Source organism: Geothermobacter hydrogeniphilus (assembly GCF_002898515.1).
In the GTDB taxonomy this organism is placed as follows: domain Bacteria; phylum Desulfobacterota; class Desulfuromonadia; order Desulfuromonadales; family Geothermobacteraceae; genus Geothermobacter_A.
Genome location: NZ_PPFX01000020.1, coordinates 38,843 through 56,311 on the forward strand (window position 1 = coordinate 38,843; position 17,469 = coordinate 56,311).

Genomic DNA, 17,469 nt, shown 5'->3' on the forward strand with positions numbered 1-17,469 from the left:
GCAGGCGGAGGGAGCATGGCGAATTATCTGAGTATTGATGTCGAGGATTACTTCCAGGTGGCGGCCTTTGAAAAGGTGTCGCCGCCCGGATCCTGGCCGCAGCGGGAATTGCGTGTCCGGGAAAATACCGACAGGATTCTGCAGATGCTCGACCAGGCGGGGGTCAGGGCCACTTTTTTTGTCCTCGGCTGGATCGCCGAACGTTGCCGGGAACTGGTCGAAACGATTGCCGCCGAAGGGCATGAAGTGGCCAGCCACGGTTACTGGCATCAGCGCGTCGGCACCCGGGACCGGACGCTTTTTCGCCAGGATGTGGTCCGCAGCAAACATCTGCTGGAGGATATCACCGGGCGGCCGGTACTCGGCTACCGCGCGCCGAGCTACTCGATTTCACCGCAGACCGCCTGGGCTTTCGATGAGCTTTACCGGGCGGGGTATGGCTATGATTCCAGTATTTTTCCGGTGCGGCACGATCTTTACGGGTTTCGTGATTTTCCGCGCTTCGCCAGCCGGTTGACGCGCAGCCGGGAGGGTGTCTGGTCGGTCAGCGGTGACACGGAGGATGCCGATGACGGCGCGCTGCTGGAAATCCCCATCACCACCCTCCGCTATGCCGAACGCAACATCCCGATCGCCGGAGGTGGATATTTCCGGCTCCATCCCTATGCCTTCACCCGCTGGGGGTTGAACCATATCAACCGGGTTGAGCGCAAACCGTTCGTGTTCTACCTCCATCCCTGGGAACTCGACCCGGAACAGCCCCGGATCGGCGGAGCAGGATGGAAAAGTCATATCAGGCATTACCTGAACCTGGGAAAAACCGAAGGTCGTTTTCGTCGTCTGCTGCGGGATTTCACCTTTACACCGATGCGCGAAGCCCTGGTTCTCTGATCACCACCGGGGACCGCGCTCGCGGAAACGGGTCATTGAGGTCGCATGAAGTCATTGAGAATCGTCATCCTGGTCAGTGAAGACCGGTCCGACATCTACTTCGCCAACCGGTTGGCCGAACGTTTTCCGGTGGTGGGTATTTTTGTCGAAACCCAGTATGGAAACACGTCGCCGTCGTTGGCCGTGAGACTGAAGAAGGGGTTGGGATACGCGGTTTCTCCCGGCAGGTTGGCGGCCAGGTTCGCGGAACGAAAAATTCTCAGGAATTATGGTCAGCTCGCCCATGACGCCTGGCTTTCTACCTGCGGCAAGACGGAAACCCTGGAGACGATTCCGGAGAGCTGCCGCATCGTCCGCACCCGGGGTGTCAGGGATATCAACGATCCCCTCTACGTCCGGCAGATCAAATCCCTGCGGCCCGATCTTATCGCCGTCTGCGGTTGTTCGATCCTCGGACCGGAGATTCTCGCCATTCCCTGCCTGGGGGTGCTGAATCTGCACGGCGGCCTGTCGCAACACTATCGCGGCGTCTGGACCACGCTCTGGGCGGTCCATAACGAAGAACCGGAGTATGTCGGGGCGACGGTTCACTATGTCAGTTCCGGCATTGATGACGGCGACATCATTTTTCAGGGTCGGCCGGTGATCTGCCCGGGCGACAACCCGGAAACCCTGTACGCCAAGGTTGTCAGGCTGGGCGTGCGGATGATGAGCCGCGCCATCGCGGATGTCCGGGACGGGCGAGTCGTCCGTCACCCTCTGGAGCGCCGGGGAACCCTGTACTTCAATCGTCTGGTCACGCCGGCGGTGCTGAAATCCGCCCTGGACAAGATCGACCGCGGCCTTATCGATCACTATCTCGCCGAAAAGGCACAGCGTGACGAGCCGGTGATTCAAACCATGTACGGGCATTTTCAGTCCGATCCGAATCCTGGCCGGCCGCTATCGACGGTGTCATCGGTGGAGTGGGCGGCAGCGCGGAAGGGGACACGGCCATGCGTATCCGGGTAGCTCGAGAATCTGATCGCGAAGCCTGGGACAGCTATGTCCTGGCCCATCCCGAAGGGGTCGCCTATCACCGTTTCGCCTGGCAGGACGCGGTGCGGCGGGCCTACGGATTCCCCGCCCATTATCTGCTGGCAGAGGCGGAGGGGCAGGTGAGAGGGGTGTTGCCGCTGATCGCCTTCAAACAACCGTTCCGCAGTCCGCGCCTGGTTTCCCTGCCCTATTGTGATCTCGGGGGGGTGCTGGCCGATGGCCGTGAAACCGCGTCCGCCCTGGTCGACGCGGCTCTGCGGATTGCGGAACAAATCGGCGCCGACGGGGTCGAGATCAGGATGACGGACGAGCAGGGGCGGATGGAGACGCCTGCCGCGAAGGTACGCATGGTTCTGGAGCTGCCCGACAGCGCGGAGCGGTTGCTCGCCGGTTTCAAGGCCAAGCTTCGCAGCCAGGTGAAAAAGCCCGCGCGAGACGGGTTGCGGGCCGAACTCGGCGGGGTCGGGCTGCTGGCCCCCTTTTACCGGGTTTTCGCTGAAAACATGAGGGCTCTCGGCTCGCCGGTTCATAGCCGGGGCTGGCTGGACGCGGTCGTTGCCGGGTATGGCGCGCAGTGCCGGGTCGGCCTGGTGACCACCGCCGATGGAACGGTCGCGGCGGGCGGCATCATGCTGCTGCATGGACGAACCGTATCGATTCCCTGGGCTTCGACCCTGCGCCGCTACAACAGCTTGAATCCCAATATGCTGCTTTACTGGACCTTCCTCGCCTACGCCGCGGACCATGGTTTCCGCTGTTTTGATTTCGGTCGTTCAACCCCGGACTCGGGCACGTTCAGGTTCAAGCGGCAGTGGGGGGCGCGCCCGGTGCCGATCGCCCGGGTGCATTACGGCGTTGACGGCAAGAGCGTCCGGCAGACGACGCCCGGCGGGACCGCGCGGGGGGTGGCCGGGGCGCTCTGGCAGAAAATTCCGCGGCCGGTCTGTAATCGTCTTGGACCGGTGTTGAGACGCTGCATCAGCCTGTAGAGGGGCATGGAGATGAGAATCGGACGCACTTTGCCACCGGCTGCCGCACCGCTGAGGTGGAAAAATATTGCCGCCGGCTTGAACGGCTGGCGTCGGGGTGCGGATGAAGTGCGGCGTTTCGAGAATGAAATCCGTTCCTTTTTCGATGTGCCTTGCTGTTTTCTTTTGTCCTCCGGCAAGGCGGCGCTGACCCTCATCCTGGAAGCGTTGAAGGCGTTGCACGCGGAGAGGGACGAGGTGTTGATTCCGGCTTTCTGCTGTTACTCGGTCCCTTCGGCCATCGTCCGGGCAGGACTCAAGGTCAGGTTCTGCGACCTTGATCCTGAAACCCTGGATTTTGATTTTGCCTTGCTGGCGCCGAAGTTGAGCAACCCGCGACTGCTGGCGGTGGTTTCCGTCCATCAGTTCGGGGCTCCGGCCCGCGTCGCCGAACTGCTCAGTCTGGCGGCGGGAACGGGGGTCACCGTTATCGAAGATGCCGCCCAGGGTTTCGGCGGATACCGGCGGCAGCAGAAGCTCGGCACCCTGGCTCCGGTGGCCCTGTTCAGCCTGGGCCGCGGCAAGGCCCTGTCGACTGTTGAAGGAGGGGTCATTCTCACCCGCGACGCGTCTCTTGCCCGGGTGATCCGCCGTCGGGCGGCAACGCTTCCAGCCTATCGTGCGGGCGAACTGCTGCGGCTGCTTATCTACGCGGTGGCGCTGGTGTTCCTGTTGAAACCGTCCCGTTTCTGGCTGCCGCGTTCCCTGCCTTTCCTGAAGTTGGGTGAAACCCGTTTTGACCCGGATTTCAAGATCCGGAAGCTGTCCGCGTTTCAGGCCGGTCTCGTGCGCGGATGGCGGTCGCGCATTGCCCGGCTCCGCCGGGTCCGCGCGGTCAATTCCTGTCACTGGGCGGAGATCCTGGATGTTTCGGGAGGGCGTCATTTCGGTTCCATCCGGGTCGGTGACGTGCCCGATTTCCTCCGCTTTCCCTGGCAGATCGACGATCCCGACCAAAGGGTCGGGCTGCTGCGGCGCAGTTTTGAAAAGGGCCTGGGAATCGTCGCAACCTACCCGGCTCCGGTCACCGGCATCCCGGAACTGGTGACGGAAAACCAGGGTGAAAGCTGTCCGGTGGCAGAACGGCTCTGCCGGACGTTGGTCACCCTGCCGGTTCACAACCTGATGACGCCGCGGGATCTGGCGAACATTGAGAACAACATTGAACGGGTGACCGAAGGAGGTCGTCGGAGGTGGAGTCCCGAGTGGGAAACAGAACCAGAACAGCTATCCTCCTGATCCTTTTGGCGGCGGTGTTCTACCCGGTTTATCCGGAGTTGTTCTCCGCCTGGATCCATCAGGCCGACAGTTCTCACGGGCTGCTGGTGCCGTTGGTGTCGCTGTACTTTGTCTGGACCTGTCGTGAGCGTCTGCGGCAGGCTGAGGCCTCCAGTTCGCCTTCAGGGCTGGTGCTGCTGTCGGCGAGCCTGATCGTCTATCTGCTGGCCCTGGTGGGGGATATCGCGGTTGTCGCCCGGGCGATGATCGTCTTCTCCCTGGCGGGACTGGTGCTCTACCTGTACGGCGGAAAGATTTTCCGGATTCTCGCCTTTCCCCTGTTTTTTCTGCTGTTCATGGTGCCGGTTCCGGTTTCGGTCATCGGGCTGGTCGCCCTGCCGCTGCAGACGCTGGCGACGATGATCTCCTCGTCCCTGATCCAGTTGTGTTCAATCCCGGTTTTGCGGGAAGGGAACATGCTCTATTTCGTCCAGACCCAGCTGGAGGTGGCGGAGGCCTGCAGCGGCATCCGCTCAATCGTCGCGCTGATCATGCTGGGCTCCATTTTCGTCTACTTTTCGAAATTGGGGCTGACCCGAAAGATCATTCTTCTCTGTTCGGCGGTTCCTGTCGCCCTGGCCGCCAACATTCTGCGCATCAGCGGGACCGGCGTTCTCGCGCATTTTTATGGCGACCAGGTGGCGCGGGGATTCCTGCACGAGTTTTCCGGCCTGGCGGTGTTTATTTTCGGGCTGTTGGTGCTGGGGATGGAAAATGTTCTGCTCGGTAGGGGGCTCAGGTTCTGGCGGCCGAGGTTCATGGACGGTGGGGAAACATGAACAACAGAACGTTTACCGTCGCGGCGGCGGTGCTGCTGCTGGCCCTGGGGGGAGCCTTTCTCTCCACCACGCGGGGCAGCCCGGTGGTGACTCGCACCAACCTTGAACGGCTGCCGATGGAGATTGACGGTTACCGGGCGGTGGAAGATCGTTTTCCGCAGGTGGTCTACGACGAGTTGAACGCTGACAAGCATGTCTACCGCCACTACAGCGATGCGGCAGGCCACCTGGTGACCCTCTACATCGGTTATTACGGCACCGCCAAGGGAGGACGCACCGGGCACAATCCCTATGCCTGCCTGCCGGGGGTGGGCTGGGCCATTCTCGACACCGGAAAAGAATCACTGGAACAGCCGGGCGAGGATGTCAGCGGTCCGCGGCGGGTGCGGGTGAATTACATCCTGGCCGGCAAGGATGGGCGTTATGAAACGGTGCTGCACTGGTACCAGACCGACCGGGACAAGGTTCTGGCAACCGGTTTCGAACAGAACATCCAGCGGTTTCTGGGCCGGGTGCTGCGTAACCGCAATGACGGCGCTTTTGTGCGAGTTACTTCCTCCTGCGACGAAGCCGGTATCGCCGAGGCGCGGAAGCTGACCCGGAGATTCGCCGAAAAAATACTGGCGCTGCTCCCCGCTTACTGGCCGGAAGAAGGCTGATGACAAAGACACTTGATCTGCAGATCGTCTCTGACCGTGAAGAGTTGGATTCTCTCGGCCGCGAATGGAACGCCTGCCTGGCCGCGAGCGTCGGTGAGGTTCTTCACCTGCGGCACGAGTGGTTTCTCGCCGGCGTGGACTGTTTCAATGCCGACAGCGAACTGCATGTCATGCTGGTGCGGGACGGGGAGGGGGGCGTCACGGCGGTTGCGCCGCTGCTCATCGCCCGGAGACGCTATCGCTGGGTGCCGGTGAGAGTTCTCGGGTTCGCTGACAACGGCCAGACGCCGTTCAACGATTTCATTCTGCGCAAGGGGGCCGAACGTGAATCCCTGGCCGTGCTGCTGGCCGCTATCGCCGCCTTCAGTCACTGGGACCTGGTCGACCTGCGGAAAATACGCAAGGGCGGTCCGCTGGACAACGCCGTGACCGCGGGCGACATTCTGTCCGGTTTCCGGCGTGGCAGCAAAGAGAATATTGACAGCCCCTACGTCACCATCGACGGCGACTGGGAACGGTTTCTGGCCAACCGTTCCACCCGCTTCCGGAAAAATCTGCGCAACAAGTTCAACCGGGTTCGCCAGGTGGGCGATGTCTGCGTGCGGCACTGCCCGATCGACAGCGGCGACCACGATCTGCTCGACGAAATGTTCCGGGTTTCGGGACGCAGCTGGAAAAGGGAGGCCGGGACCGATCTGCTCAGCAACCCCGCGAGTCAGCAGTTTTATCGCCGTATCTGTCATTCTTTCGGCCCCGAAGACAGGGTGATGCTCTGGGTGCTGTTCAAGGGGGTGCAGGTGGTGGCGTTTGAATTTCATCTGCAGGACAACGGTGTCTGCTATCCGATTCGCGCCGATTACGATGCTTCGTTCGGGGACCTGTCGCCCGGCTCCGTCCTTGAATATCACATTCTGAAAAGTCTTTTCGAGGAGGGTGAGGTCCGGGAGTACAACTCCTGCGGCCACCATTATTCCTACCTGCTCAACTGGTCCAGGTCCACCAGGGAGCATGAGAATGCCGAAGTGTTCAGCCGGGCTCTGAAGATGCAGTTTCTCTACATCCTCGAATACCGGATTCTTCCGTTCCTCAGAAAACTGCGTGTGAACCGAGCCGTTCGGTCGGTCAAAAGGTGGATCAGTTATGCGGGTGCGTAAATTCATCAACGGCATCAGGGTGGTCGGCGGAGATTGCCGCGCGATCGTCAGTCGGGAGATCGGTTTCTACCGGGTTCGGCCGAAGATCGCCACCCTGTTTCTGACCTACCGCTGCGACTCGCGCTGTAAGACCTGCAGCCGCTGGCAGCTGCCTCAGGAACAGCTGGCGGAGCGGGAACTCGATTACGACGGCTGGAAGATCATCATCGACAAGTTGGCGGCGGCCGGTATCCGGGTGGTCGAGGTCTTCGGCGGCAATGTCCTGCTGAGAAAAGAGCTGCTGCTGCAGGTGCTGGCCGGACTGCATGAGAAAGGGATGGCGGTTCATCTGCCGACCAACCAGATCGGCCTCGATGACGAGCTGGCCGAGGCGATGGTCAGGTATGTTGACACCGTCTATGTCTCAACCGACGGCCTGCCCGAACAGCAGAATGAGATCCGCGGACTGGAAGACGCGTCGCGGAACGTCGTGCAGGCGGTCACCCGTCTCACCCGGGCGCGTGAAAGACAGGGCTCCTGCGCGCGCCCGGTGCGACTGGTCTGCAATTGCACCGTTTCCAGGTTCAATGCCGACTTCCTCGAAGAGCTGGCGGATTACGCGCTGCTGATGGGCTTTGACGAGATCCACTATGAATACGCCGGGGAATTCCTGCCCGAGGATGTCGCGCGGACCCGCCTCGACGGGGTGGTTCCCGATCCGCACTACATTCGGCGCGAACGGACCATTCTGGTCGACCCGGAGGCCGCGGCCGGGATCAAGGCCGCGATCCGGACCATCAAGAAGAAATTCAGGGACCGGCCGCTGCGCGTGGCGACCATCAATATCGACACCCGCTCCGAAGAGAGCCTCTCCAGCGGGCGGATTCCGCACCGGAAATGCTACGTGATGCGCAACGAGGTGACCGTCGACCCGGCGGGGCAGATCGTTCTCTGCCCCTTCATCACCAATGTTGAGTTGGGGGACCTTGTCACGGACGCGTTTGACACCATCTGGGACAATGCCCGCCACCGTCGACTGCGCGATCAGCACGACCGGGGGGGAATGCCGATGTGCGCGACCTGTATTCTCGGCGTGGAACGCAATCCCGGCATCAAGCAATCCCTGAAACGGGTTTATTTCACGCGCATTGAACCGGTGCTGAACAGGTGACCTGACCGATGATGAAACGACGACTCTTCCTTCGTTCCCTGCTGACGGCCTGCCTGGCGCTGGCCATGCCCTGGCGCTGGTCCGCCCGGGCCGGGTTGACGCGGGGGGATAAGGTCGTGAAAGCCGGGGTGCAAGCGGTGAGCCGGGTGCTGCGGGTCCATGATCCGGCGGCGTGTCGTTGGGGCTTCGGCCCCGGTGACTACACCACCGGCATCGATTCGGCCGCGGTCAGGCGGATGCTGGCGGCGGGACTGGTCGCCCTGACCGGCGCAGCGGATGTCGGGTCTGCCTGGCGGGCGCTCATCCCCTGGCGTCAGGGTGAGCGGATCGTGATCAAGCCGAACCTGGGCAATATTCACGTCGGCTACGGAGAGGTGATCATGACCTCGCCGCACCTGCTGACGGCTCTGGTCGCGAGCCTGCTGGAGGCCGGTTTTCCGGCCGAGTCGATCACCGTCTTTGATCTGACGGCGCCGGAAAATGACGTGATGCGGCAATGGTTCGGGCCCTTCGGTGTCCGCACCGTTTTCATGAAACGGTCGTCAAACCTGTTTGACAAGCTCTCCGCCAGGGTGTTCCCGGGACCCGCCGCGGCCGACAGCGGGGCGCCGGTCAGAATGCGGAACCCGGTTCGCGACAAGGACGGCGCGGAGGTGGAATGCTTCATGCCCGAAATTCTCACCGAGGCTGACCACCTGATCAACGTGCCGGTGTTGAAGGGACACCAGTACCTGCTGCAGTCGAGCGCGTTGAAGAACCATTTCGGCACCGTGCGCTTCAGCAACCGCAACGTCTACCCGGTGGTGCTGCATGGTGAGTATCTCGAATCGCATATCGTCGACCTCAACGACAACCCGCACATCCGCGACAAGACCCGGCTGTGCGTGGTCGACGCCCTGCTCGGGGCCGCCTGTTTCACCCGCGGCGATAATGATCGCCGTCCGTCTCCCTGGACATCCCCGGGGCTCGACAGAGTGCCGGGCAGCCTCTTTTTCTCCCGCGACCCGGTCGCCCTGGAATCGGTGGTCGGCGACCTGGTGGCGGCGGAACAGCGGGCGAACGGATTTGAGCCGTTTCCCCATCGTTACCTGCATGAAGCCGCGCAAAGGGGGCTGGGGGTGCATGAGCATCGGGACGGAAAGGGTGGCTATACCCGGATAGATTTTGCAGAGGTGATGATCTGACAGATGCCGCAGCCTGTACGCATCGCATTCAATGACAGGGGTCTTCATGTTCGTCTTCGTAAAAAAAATATTCTCGCTCCTCGATCGGCAGGAACGAAGACAGTTCTTCTGGCTGATGTTCGCAATCGTCATTGTGGGGTTGATCGATGTTGCCGGGGTTGCTTCGATCATGCCGTTCATGGCGGTGGTCTCCAGCCCGGAGATCGTTGAAAACAATCATTATCTCTTCTGGTGCTACCAGGTCCTCGGGTTCTCTTCGGTCAACAGTTTCCTGGTGTTTCTCGGATTCCTGGTTTTCTTCGTCCTGCTGCTGAGCAATGCCGTCAAGGCCCTGGTCCTGTTTCTTGAACTGCGGTTCGTTCATTTCCGGTTGTACAGTCTCTCCCGACGTCTTCTCTACAGGTACCTGGCCCGTCCCTATACCTTTTTCCTCAATCAGAACACCTCGGTGCTGGGGAAGAACATCCTGCAGGAAGTGTCCAAATTTACCCATGAGGTCCTCAGGCCCTGCACCCAGATCCTGACCAGGATCGTTTCCATCCTGTTCGTTCTGGGGCTGCTGATCGTGGTTGATCCGCTGCTGGCGATGATGATCATGTCCGTTCTCGGCGGCGCCTATGTCCTGCTCTACTGCCTGGTTCAGAAAAAACTGGCGCGGCTCGGCAAAGAGCGGTTCGAAGCCAACGCCATGCGCTTCAAGTCGGCCGGAGAAGCCTTCGGTGGTGTCAAGGAATTGAAGGTTCTCAAACGGCAGCGATATTTTTTCGATCAGTTTTCCGGTTATGCCTACCGGATAGAGAGAAATATGGCCATCAACGGCCTGGTTTCCAATCTCCCCAGCTACATCATGGAAGTCATGGCTTTCGGCGGTATCCTGATCATCGTGCTCTATTTTCTGGCGATCCGTCAGGGGGTCGGCAACACCCTGCCGATGATTTCCCTTTATGCCTTCGCCGGATATCGTCTGCTGCCGGCCCTGCAGGGGGTTTTTTCCGCCATGAGTACCCTGCGGTTCAACGTTGCCATCCTCGATGCTCTTCATCGTGACCTTGCCGGCATGACGGATGGCGCTGTGTCCTGGCGGTCGGAAGAGGTCGATGCCCTCCCGTTCCGGCAGTCGATCGCGTTTTCCGGCGTCACCTTCGGTTACCCCGGCAGCGGTACACCGGTAGTGCGCGATCTGAACCTGACCATCATGAAAAACAGCAGTGTCGGGCTGGTCGGCGCGACCGGTGCCGGAAAAACCACCGTTGTCGATCTTCTGCTCGGTCTGCTGACCCCCGACAAGGGCGCTCTGCTCGTCGATGACGTCCCGCTGGATGCGGAACGTCTTTCACGCTGGCAGGGGATGGTCGGCTATGTCCCGCAGGTCATTTTTCTCAGCGATGATTCCCTGATGAACAATATCGCCTTCGGGGTCCCGCCGGAAAAAATCGACAGAAATGCCGTCGAGAAAGCAGCCCGTATCGCCAATATTCATGAATTCGTTATGCAGTCTCTTCCGGAGGGCTACGAAACCCATGTCGGTGAGAAAGGGGTCCGTCTGAGCGGCGGCCAGCGGCAGCGTATCGGCATCGCCAGGGCTCTCTATCATGATCCGGAGGTTCTGATCATGGATGAAGCCACGAGCGCCCTGGACGGGATCACCGAAGAGGCGATTATTCAGGCCATTCATGATCTCGCCGGGAAAAAGACCATTGTCACCATCGCTCACCGTCTGACGACCCTGAAGGAGTGCGACGTCATCTATGTCATGGAGCAGGGACGGGTTGTCGAACAGGGGACTTACGACCAGCTCTCCGGTTCGTCCGTCAGGTTTCGGGCCATGGCGCGCACCGGTACAAGGTGAAAGAGATGCGTTTGCGGCAGTCTTCCATAGCGGTTGTTATCCCGGCCTGCAACGCGGAACAGACCATTGCCGCGGCGATTCGCAGCGTCCTTGCCCAGGTCGCACCACCGGAGGAGATCATCGTTGTTGACGATGGCTCGGTTGACGATACGGCCGGGGTGGTGACCGGGTTGTTCGATTCGGTGCGGCTGATAAGGCAGCCCAACCAGGGGGCCGCTGTCGCCCGGCAGACGGGGACCGCTGCGGCGACAACCGACTATATCGCCTATCTCGATGCGGATGACTGGTGGCCGGAGGGCAGTTTCGCCAACTGCCGGGAGGCTATTGAAAGGGAAAAGGTCGATTTCCTGCTGGCCGACCTGCAGCGGGCGCGTCCGGGCGACGGGGAAGATGCCTATTGGCCGCGGAACCGCACCTTCTTCCCTTGGGCGGACAAATATTTTTCCGGATGCCGGACGGATTCCGGGATGGACAAGCTTTACAAGCTGCCGCCGGAGCTGGGGTTGTCCCTGCTGCTGCACGGCTACCCGGTGTTTCCGAGTACGATGCTGGTCCGGCGTGAGGTGCTGGAAACCGTCGGCGGCTGGGATGCCCGGTTCCGTCGGTGCCAGGATTTTGATTTGGGCCTCCGCATCGCCCGTTATTTCCCATTGCACTACCTCGACGAAGTGCAGGCGATCCTCGGGTTGCACGAAGGCAATGAAAACGCCCGGGACTATTATCTCAAGCAGACGCGAGGGGATATACGGGTGCTGCTGGCTCATCTGGACGAAAGCCGGGATGACGCGACCTATCGACGCCAGGTGGCCGAGGCTCTCGGCCGCAAGTATTGCGGTCTCGGGTACAGCCACCGGGTCTCGGGAGAAGGTCGGTTGGCCAGAGAAAACTACTTGAAATCATTTCAGTGGCCCGGAAAACGGACACATGCCCTGATCCGCTGGTGCCTGTCCTTTGTCGGGTGAAGATTCTTTTTCATGGGGAGATGTCGATGAAAAAAAAGGGTGCAAACGGATTGGAAAAACGCGCAATCGTCACGATAGCGATCGGGACGAAGTTCCAGAAACTTGCCTCGTACACTCATCCGTTTCTGCGCAGCTATGCCGACAAGTGTGGCGCCGAGTTTATCGTCATCGATTCACCACGACTTTCCGACCGTCTGGGATTGGCGACGTACGAACGGTTTCAACTGCACGACCTTCTCGAAGACTATGACCGCATCATCTACATCGACAGCGACATCCTGGTTTCACCGGACTCTCCGGATCTCTTCGAGCTGGTCCCGGCAGGGGTCATGGGGGTGTCGTCCGAGGAAAAATACTCCATGTCCGGGCGCGACAAGAGGCTGACCATGGAAATTCTCGGCGAGGTCGCGTGGAAAAATCCCTACTTCAATGCCGGCATGATGGTCGTCGGGCGAGAACACAGGGAGTTGTTCGATGTGAATAATCCCGACCTGTTTTTGTGGGCAACCGGAGAATTCAGAAAAAAACATGTAAACCTGCTGAATGATCAGCCCTTTATCAACCATCGTGTCAACAAGCTCGGTTACGATGTGGTCGACCTGGGTTTTCGTTACAACCATACCCGGGTCATCACCCAGACCCACCTCAGGTTTCACAGTTATTTCATTCACTATGCCGGTCCCAGCGGTCACCGTTATGGCGAAAGGTCAGAACAGGTCAGAAAGGATGCCCTTGTGCTTGACTCGAGGTTCAGGCTGGGAATGTCCAGGAAATACCCATTTTACAGATGGGTTGCCGATCGTCTCGATGTCGGATTTGTAGCCTACTTGTTTCGAGAAAAATTGTTCAATTGAAACGTCAATGATTCAGCTTGCTTTGAATCATGTCGGTGAAAAACAACCTTATGGGCAAGAATAAAAAAAACATACTTCTGGTCGCCAATTACAAGTCGGACGTTGGATACGCCTGGTGGCTGATGGAAAACTTCTGGGCCACGATTGCCGGCAGTTTTGATGCTTGCGGCCGAAAAGCCGTCCTCTTGTACCCGGAGGTTAATGTTGTTCCTGAAAAAATCGTTAAAGCAAAAATAAAAGTTATTGAACATGACCTGTCGAACAGGAGTTTCAAATCGTTGTCCTGCTTATATCGCATTATCAACGAAAATGATATCGGCTATGTTTATTTGACAGACAGGCCTTATTGTGACTGGCTTTATTTGATACTGAGAGTGTTTGGCATTAAAAAAATCGTCAACCATGACCATCTGCCGGGAGAACGAAGTCATCTCAAAGCGATAAAAAATTTTATTAAATCGATATTGCACAGGTTTAAATTCATGTCATGTGATTACTATATCGGCGTTTCTGAGTTTATAAAAAAACGATTTGTCGAAGTTGCCGGAATCCCGGAGAAGAAGTGTGAATTTGTCCACAACGGCATCAGAATTTTCGACAACGAAAAAACCGATTACGTGAACCGGATGTTCGGCATTCCGGAAGGGGCGACCATCATTGTTTCAACCGGCAGGGCTGTCTTTTACAAGGGAATCGACACTTTGATCGATGTCGCCGGGGAGATGGCCCGGAAAAAGAACCGGGAGCATGTTTATTTTCTCTACGTCGGTGATGGCTCGGATATCGATACATTCAAGACCATGGTTGTTGAGAGGGGACTTTCGTCCCGCTTTATCTTTGCCGGTTACCGGAGAGATGTCAGCAGGATCCTTCCCTCCTGTGACATCGGTATCCAGGTGTCGCACGGGGAGGCTTTCTCTCTGTCGCTCATCGAGTATCTGTGTGCCGGGCTGGTCACCCTGGCGCCAAGACACTGCGGTAACGGCGAGGCGATAGACGACGGTCGCAACGGCCTGCTCTTCACGCCCGGTGATGTCGCTGAAATCGTCGAAAAAATCGCGTTTGTCCTTGATCACGAGGAGGAGGCGCGCCGTCTGGCCGGGGAAGCGCGGAGGACGGCCGTGGAAAAATTTTCCCTTGAGGCCTGCAATGAAAGATTTATTGCTCTGTTGCGGCAACAATTCATCTAGGCGGTGATGCGTGGGGTTTAAGCGATCGGTCAAATATCATGCTGCCGCCCTGTTCCATGAAACGGGCGTTCTGAAACGCCTTTGTCGTGCGGCTGCCGCGAACGGCGCCCTTGTTCTCGCCTATCACCGGGTTCTTCCCTCGCTGGCGGACGAGAAGCATTACGTCCAGCCCGGCATGCGTGTCAGCGTGGACAGTTTTGAAAAGCATCTCGACTGTTTGCGTACCCGGTTTAACGTGATTCCTCTTGCCGAACTGTTGAGACGTCTTTGCGACGGCAAGGATATTTCGGGGTGCTGCTGCCTGACCTTTGATGACGGCTGGCTGGATAATTACCGGTATGCCTTTGCGATCCTGGAGAAATACCACCTGCCGGCCACGGTTTTCCTGGCGACCGGGTTTGTCGGGAGCGAACGTCTTTTCTGGCCCGACGAGCTTGCCTTTTTTCTTGCCAGGGTGACCGTTGCGGAACTGGTGAGAAAAACGCCTGAGCTGGCGGAGCCCTTGAAGAGAAGCGGACACCGCCCCCACCGGACGGTACCGCTCGATGAGGTGATCGAGTTGCTGAAAACCTGGCCGCAGGACAACAGGGAGCGTTTTCTCGCGGTGTTGCGTCGGGATGGCGGGACGGCTTTTTCCGAGCGGCTGTTGATGTCCTGGGACGAAGCCCGGAGCATGCAGGCGAGCGGCCTGGTTGATTTCGGTTCTCATACCCAAAACCATGTGCTGCTCGATCAGGCTTCCGCTCCGGAGGTTGAGCGGGAACTTGAACAGTCCCGTCGTGATATTCATGACCAGCTCGGTGTCGAAACCGATCTGTTTGCCTATCCCAACGGCAATTACACACCGGCTCATCTGTCGGCATTGACTCGAGCCGGTTACCGGGCCGCGGTGACCACCCGCAAGGGGTGGGTGAGCTGTCGGGACAATCCTTACGAGATCTCACGGATCTGCATGCATGAGGATGTCAGCCATACCATTCCGCTGTTTTTGTCGCGACTTCATCTCCGGGGGTTTTAGATGCCGATGAAAGTGCTGGTTACAGATGGATCGAATCGTTCCGCGCTGGCTGCCGTGCGCTCTCTCGGTCGCCGCGGACACGACATCTTTGTTGCCGGCAGCAGCCCCCGGACCCTGGCCTCCTGCTCCCGATTCTGTCGCGCCGCCGTTCAGGTTCCCAATCCCCACTGGCGGGGAGAAGATTATGTCGACGAGATCAATACCTTTGTCCATAAAGAGGGAATTGATGTCATCCTGCCGATGACCGACCACTCGACCCAACTGCTCAGCGCCGCACGTGCCTGTTTCCCGGTGGGGGTCGTTGTCGCCTGTCCCGACCATGACAAGGTCCAGGCGGTTTCCGACAAGTACCGTTTGTTCGAGCTGGCCCGGGATCTTGAGGTTCCGATCCCGAAAACGATTTTCCTGCGGGGGGCGGATGGCCTGCGCGATGTCATCGATCAGATCGAAAGCTATCCGGTGGTGGTGAAGCCGGCCTTTTCCCGGAAAAAGGAGGGGCAGAGCTTTCTGGCGGCCAGTGTCAGTTATGCCGACAGCCGCGAGGAACTGGAATCTCTCTACGCCACCGAACGGGCGCTGCGCTATCCGTCATTGATCCAGGAGAAGATTGAAGGACCGGGGACCGGCCTGTTCACGCTCTTCGACCGGGACCGGCATCTCACCCTCTTTTCCCACCAGCGGCTGCGGGAAAAGCCACCGTCGGGGGGAGCAAGTGTCGTCTGCCGGAGTGTCCCCCTGGATGAAGAGATGGTTGAGGCCGCGCGCCGGCTGCTGTCCGCCGTCGAATGGCGGGGCGTGGCGATGGTGGAGTTCAAGCGTGACCTGCGCGATGGAAAAGCGAAGCTGATGGAAATCAACGGCCGTTTCTGGGGGTCGCTGCAGCTGGCGGTGACCTGCGGGGTGGATTTCCCGGGATTGCTGGTCGATTTCCTCAATGGAAAGCTCATGGACCATCAGCCTTGTGATTATCGTTGCGGTGTCAGGATGAAATGGTTTTTTGGAACCCTGGATCACCTGTTGATCCGACTCCGAAACAGTCGCGAACAGTTGCACCTTCCAGCTGCCGCGCCATCGAAGGCGGGGGCGGTCATGGACTTTCTGAAGATCTGGGAACAGGACTCCTCTTTTGATGTTTCCGACCCGCGGGACCTAGGACCGTTCAGGTTTGAGGCGGCCTGCTGGCTGCGTCATGCCGTGGGGAGAAGGCCGAAAATTGAAACCGTGTCATACCTGGACAAGAACAGGTGACGAGAGGAAACCGGGTGATTCTGCATCTGATAGAAACAGGTGGACCGGGGGGCGCCGAGCAGATGTTGCTGCGGCTGGCGGAGGAATACCGCCGGCGGGGAATCGAGCAGATAGTCTGCCTGCGCAAAGAGGGGTGGCTGGCCGGGGAGGTCCGGCGCCGCAATCTGCCCCTGGTCATCAGCCCTCTCGGGCGATTGCCCGATCTCGCCTGGTTGCGGCGGATGCGCGGGATTGCTCTTGAAAAAGGGGTCTCCGGGATTCACGCGCATGAATTCGCCATGAATGTCCGTGGCGGACTGTTGGCCTCCCGGTTGCGCGTCCCCTGCGTGGCAACGGTGCACGGCAGGGGTTATTTCGACGAGAAGTTGAGTCGCCGCCTGGCTTACCGGCTGACCAGCCGCACGACACGCCTGGTCGCGGTTTCGGAAGATATCCTCCGGCAACTGGTCTCGGCGGCGGGGGTTTCCCGGAAACGGGTCAGGGTGCTTGCCAACGGCGTCGATGTTGAACGGTTTGCTTTCGACCCGGAAAAACGCAGGCGGGTCCGGGCCGGGTTCGGATTTTCGGATCAGGATGTCCTGCTGGGAAGCGTCGGCAGTTATTACCCGGTCAAGGGGCATCGTCATCTCGTGGCCGCGATGAAGACGCTGGTCGAAACCTTCAGCCGGGTGCGGCTGGTGCTGGCGGGACAAGGGCCCCTGGCTGAAGACCTACGGAAACAGGCTGCGGCACTCGGGTTGGCGTCCCGGGTGCAGGTCACAGGCTATGTCGAAGATACCGGCGGGCTGTTGAGCGCCCTTGACCTGTTTGTCCTGCCGTCCCTTTCCGAAGGACAGCCTCTGGCGTTGCTGGAGGCGGGGGCCAACGGCCGCTGCATTGTCGCTTCCCGTGTCGGTGGGGTGCCGGAAATTCTCACTGATCGGGAGAACGCGCTGCTGGTCGAGCCCGGCAGCGCGGATCTGCTGGCGCAGGCACTGGCGCACCTGATCGCGAACAGGTCGGAGCGGGAACGCCTGGGCGCCAACGCGGAGCGTACCATCCGCTGTCACTGGTCGATCCGCTCGGTGGCGGATCGCTATCTCGAACTGCTGTTGCCGGATCCTGATTTGAAAAAAAGCGGTCTTGAGCAGGCCCGGGATTGAAACCCCGGCAAGGGCCGGTTTTGTGCGGCGAAAGGACGAAGATTG

General features: G+C 59.5%; 16 protein-coding genes. All 16 read left to right on the plus strand.

The features are described 5' to 3' along the window. Positions 1–15: 15 nt before the first annotated feature. The 16 genes from C2E25_RS09830 to C2E25_RS09905 are packed head-to-tail and all read left to right on the plus strand — an operon-like array spanning position 16 to position 17,424. Positions 16–891, plus strand: coding sequence for an XrtA system polysaccharide deacetylase (locus C2E25_RS09830; RefSeq protein ID WP_103115575.1), 876 nt, complete (start codon positions 16–18; stop codon positions 889–891). 45 nt (positions 892–936) lie between these two features. Then, a complete protein-coding gene (locus C2E25_RS09835) occupies positions 937–1,902 on the plus strand; it encodes a formyl transferase (protein ID WP_103115576.1) in 966 nt (321 codons plus the stop codon). Further along, positions 1,887–2,918, plus strand: coding sequence for a FemAB family XrtA/PEP-CTERM system-associated protein (locus tag C2E25_RS09840; protein ID WP_103115577.1), 1,032 nt, complete (start codon positions 1,887–1,889; stop codon positions 2,916–2,918). The genes C2E25_RS09835 and C2E25_RS09840 overlap by 16 nt, the downstream gene beginning before the upstream one ends. 12 nt (positions 2,919–2,930) lie before the next feature. Continuing rightward, positions 2,931–4,196 carry a DegT/DnrJ/EryC1/StrS family aminotransferase gene (locus C2E25_RS09845; RefSeq protein ID WP_103115578.1) on the plus strand — a complete coding sequence of 422 codons (1,266 nt, stop codon included), beginning with the start codon at positions 2,931–2,933 and terminating at the stop codon, positions 4,194–4,196. Further along, positions 4,163–5,014, plus strand: coding sequence for an exosortase/archaeosortase family protein (locus C2E25_RS09850; protein ID WP_233189392.1), 852 nt, complete (start codon positions 4,163–4,165; stop codon positions 5,012–5,014). Before C2E25_RS09845 ends, C2E25_RS09850 begins: the two co-directional genes overlap by 34 nt. Continuing rightward, entirely contained in the window at positions 5,011–5,673 is a 663-nt protein-coding gene (locus C2E25_RS09855) for an exosortase C-terminal domain/associated protein EpsI (protein WP_103115580.1), read from the plus strand. Before C2E25_RS09850 ends, C2E25_RS09855 begins: the two co-directional genes overlap by 4 nt. Continuing rightward, positions 5,673–6,827, plus strand: coding sequence for a GNAT family N-acetyltransferase (locus C2E25_RS09860; RefSeq protein WP_103115581.1), 1,155 nt, complete (start codon positions 5,673–5,675; stop codon positions 6,825–6,827). The genes C2E25_RS09855 and C2E25_RS09860 overlap by 1 nt, the downstream gene beginning before the upstream one ends. Beyond that, the gene (locus C2E25_RS09865; RefSeq protein WP_103115582.1) at positions 6,814–7,977 is read left to right on the plus strand and encodes a radical SAM protein; all 1,164 of its coding nucleotides are present in this window, start codon (positions 6,814–6,816) and stop codon (positions 7,975–7,977) included. Before C2E25_RS09860 ends, C2E25_RS09865 begins: the two co-directional genes overlap by 14 nt. Positions 7,978–7,985: 8 nt before the next feature. Next, positions 7,986–9,161 carry a DUF362 domain-containing protein gene (locus C2E25_RS09870; protein WP_103115583.1) on the plus strand — a complete coding sequence of 392 codons (1,176 nt, stop codon included), beginning with the start codon at positions 7,986–7,988 and terminating at the stop codon, positions 9,159–9,161. 46 nt (positions 9,162–9,207) lie between these two features. Next, positions 9,208–11,010 (plus strand): ABC transporter ATP-binding protein, encoded by a 1,803-nt coding sequence (locus C2E25_RS09875; protein ID WP_103115584.1) that lies wholly within the window; start codon positions 9,208–9,210, stop codon positions 11,008–11,010. 5 nt (positions 11,011–11,015) lie between these two features. Further along, positions 11,016–11,972, plus strand: a complete 957-nt coding sequence (locus C2E25_RS09880) for a glycosyltransferase family 2 protein (RefSeq protein ID WP_103115585.1) — start codon at positions 11,016–11,018, stop codon at positions 11,970–11,972. 26 nt (positions 11,973–11,998) lie between these two features. Next, entirely contained in the window at positions 11,999–12,826 is an 828-nt protein-coding gene (locus C2E25_RS09885; RefSeq protein ID WP_158247209.1) for a glycosyltransferase, read from the plus strand. Between the two features lie 35 nt (positions 12,827–12,861). Beyond that, the gene (locus C2E25_RS09890; RefSeq protein WP_158247210.1) at positions 12,862–14,016 is read left to right on the plus strand and encodes a glycosyltransferase family 4 protein; all 1,155 of its coding nucleotides are present in this window, start codon (positions 12,862–12,864) and stop codon (positions 14,014–14,016) included. 10 nt (positions 14,017–14,026) lie between these two features. Continuing rightward, complete coding sequence (locus C2E25_RS09895) at positions 14,027–15,034, plus strand: polysaccharide deacetylase family protein (protein ID WP_103115588.1); 1,008 nt, start codon at positions 14,027–14,029, stop codon at positions 15,032–15,034. Then, positions 15,035–16,282, plus strand: a complete 1,248-nt coding sequence (locus tag C2E25_RS09900; RefSeq protein WP_233189393.1) for an ATP-grasp domain-containing protein — start codon at positions 15,035–15,037, stop codon at positions 16,280–16,282. Between the two features lie 14 nt (positions 16,283–16,296). Next, positions 16,297–17,424 (plus strand): glycosyltransferase, encoded by a 1,128-nt coding sequence (locus C2E25_RS09905; protein ID WP_103115589.1) that lies wholly within the window; start codon positions 16,297–16,299, stop codon positions 17,422–17,424. The last annotated feature ends 45 nt before the right edge of the window (positions 17,425–17,469 follow it).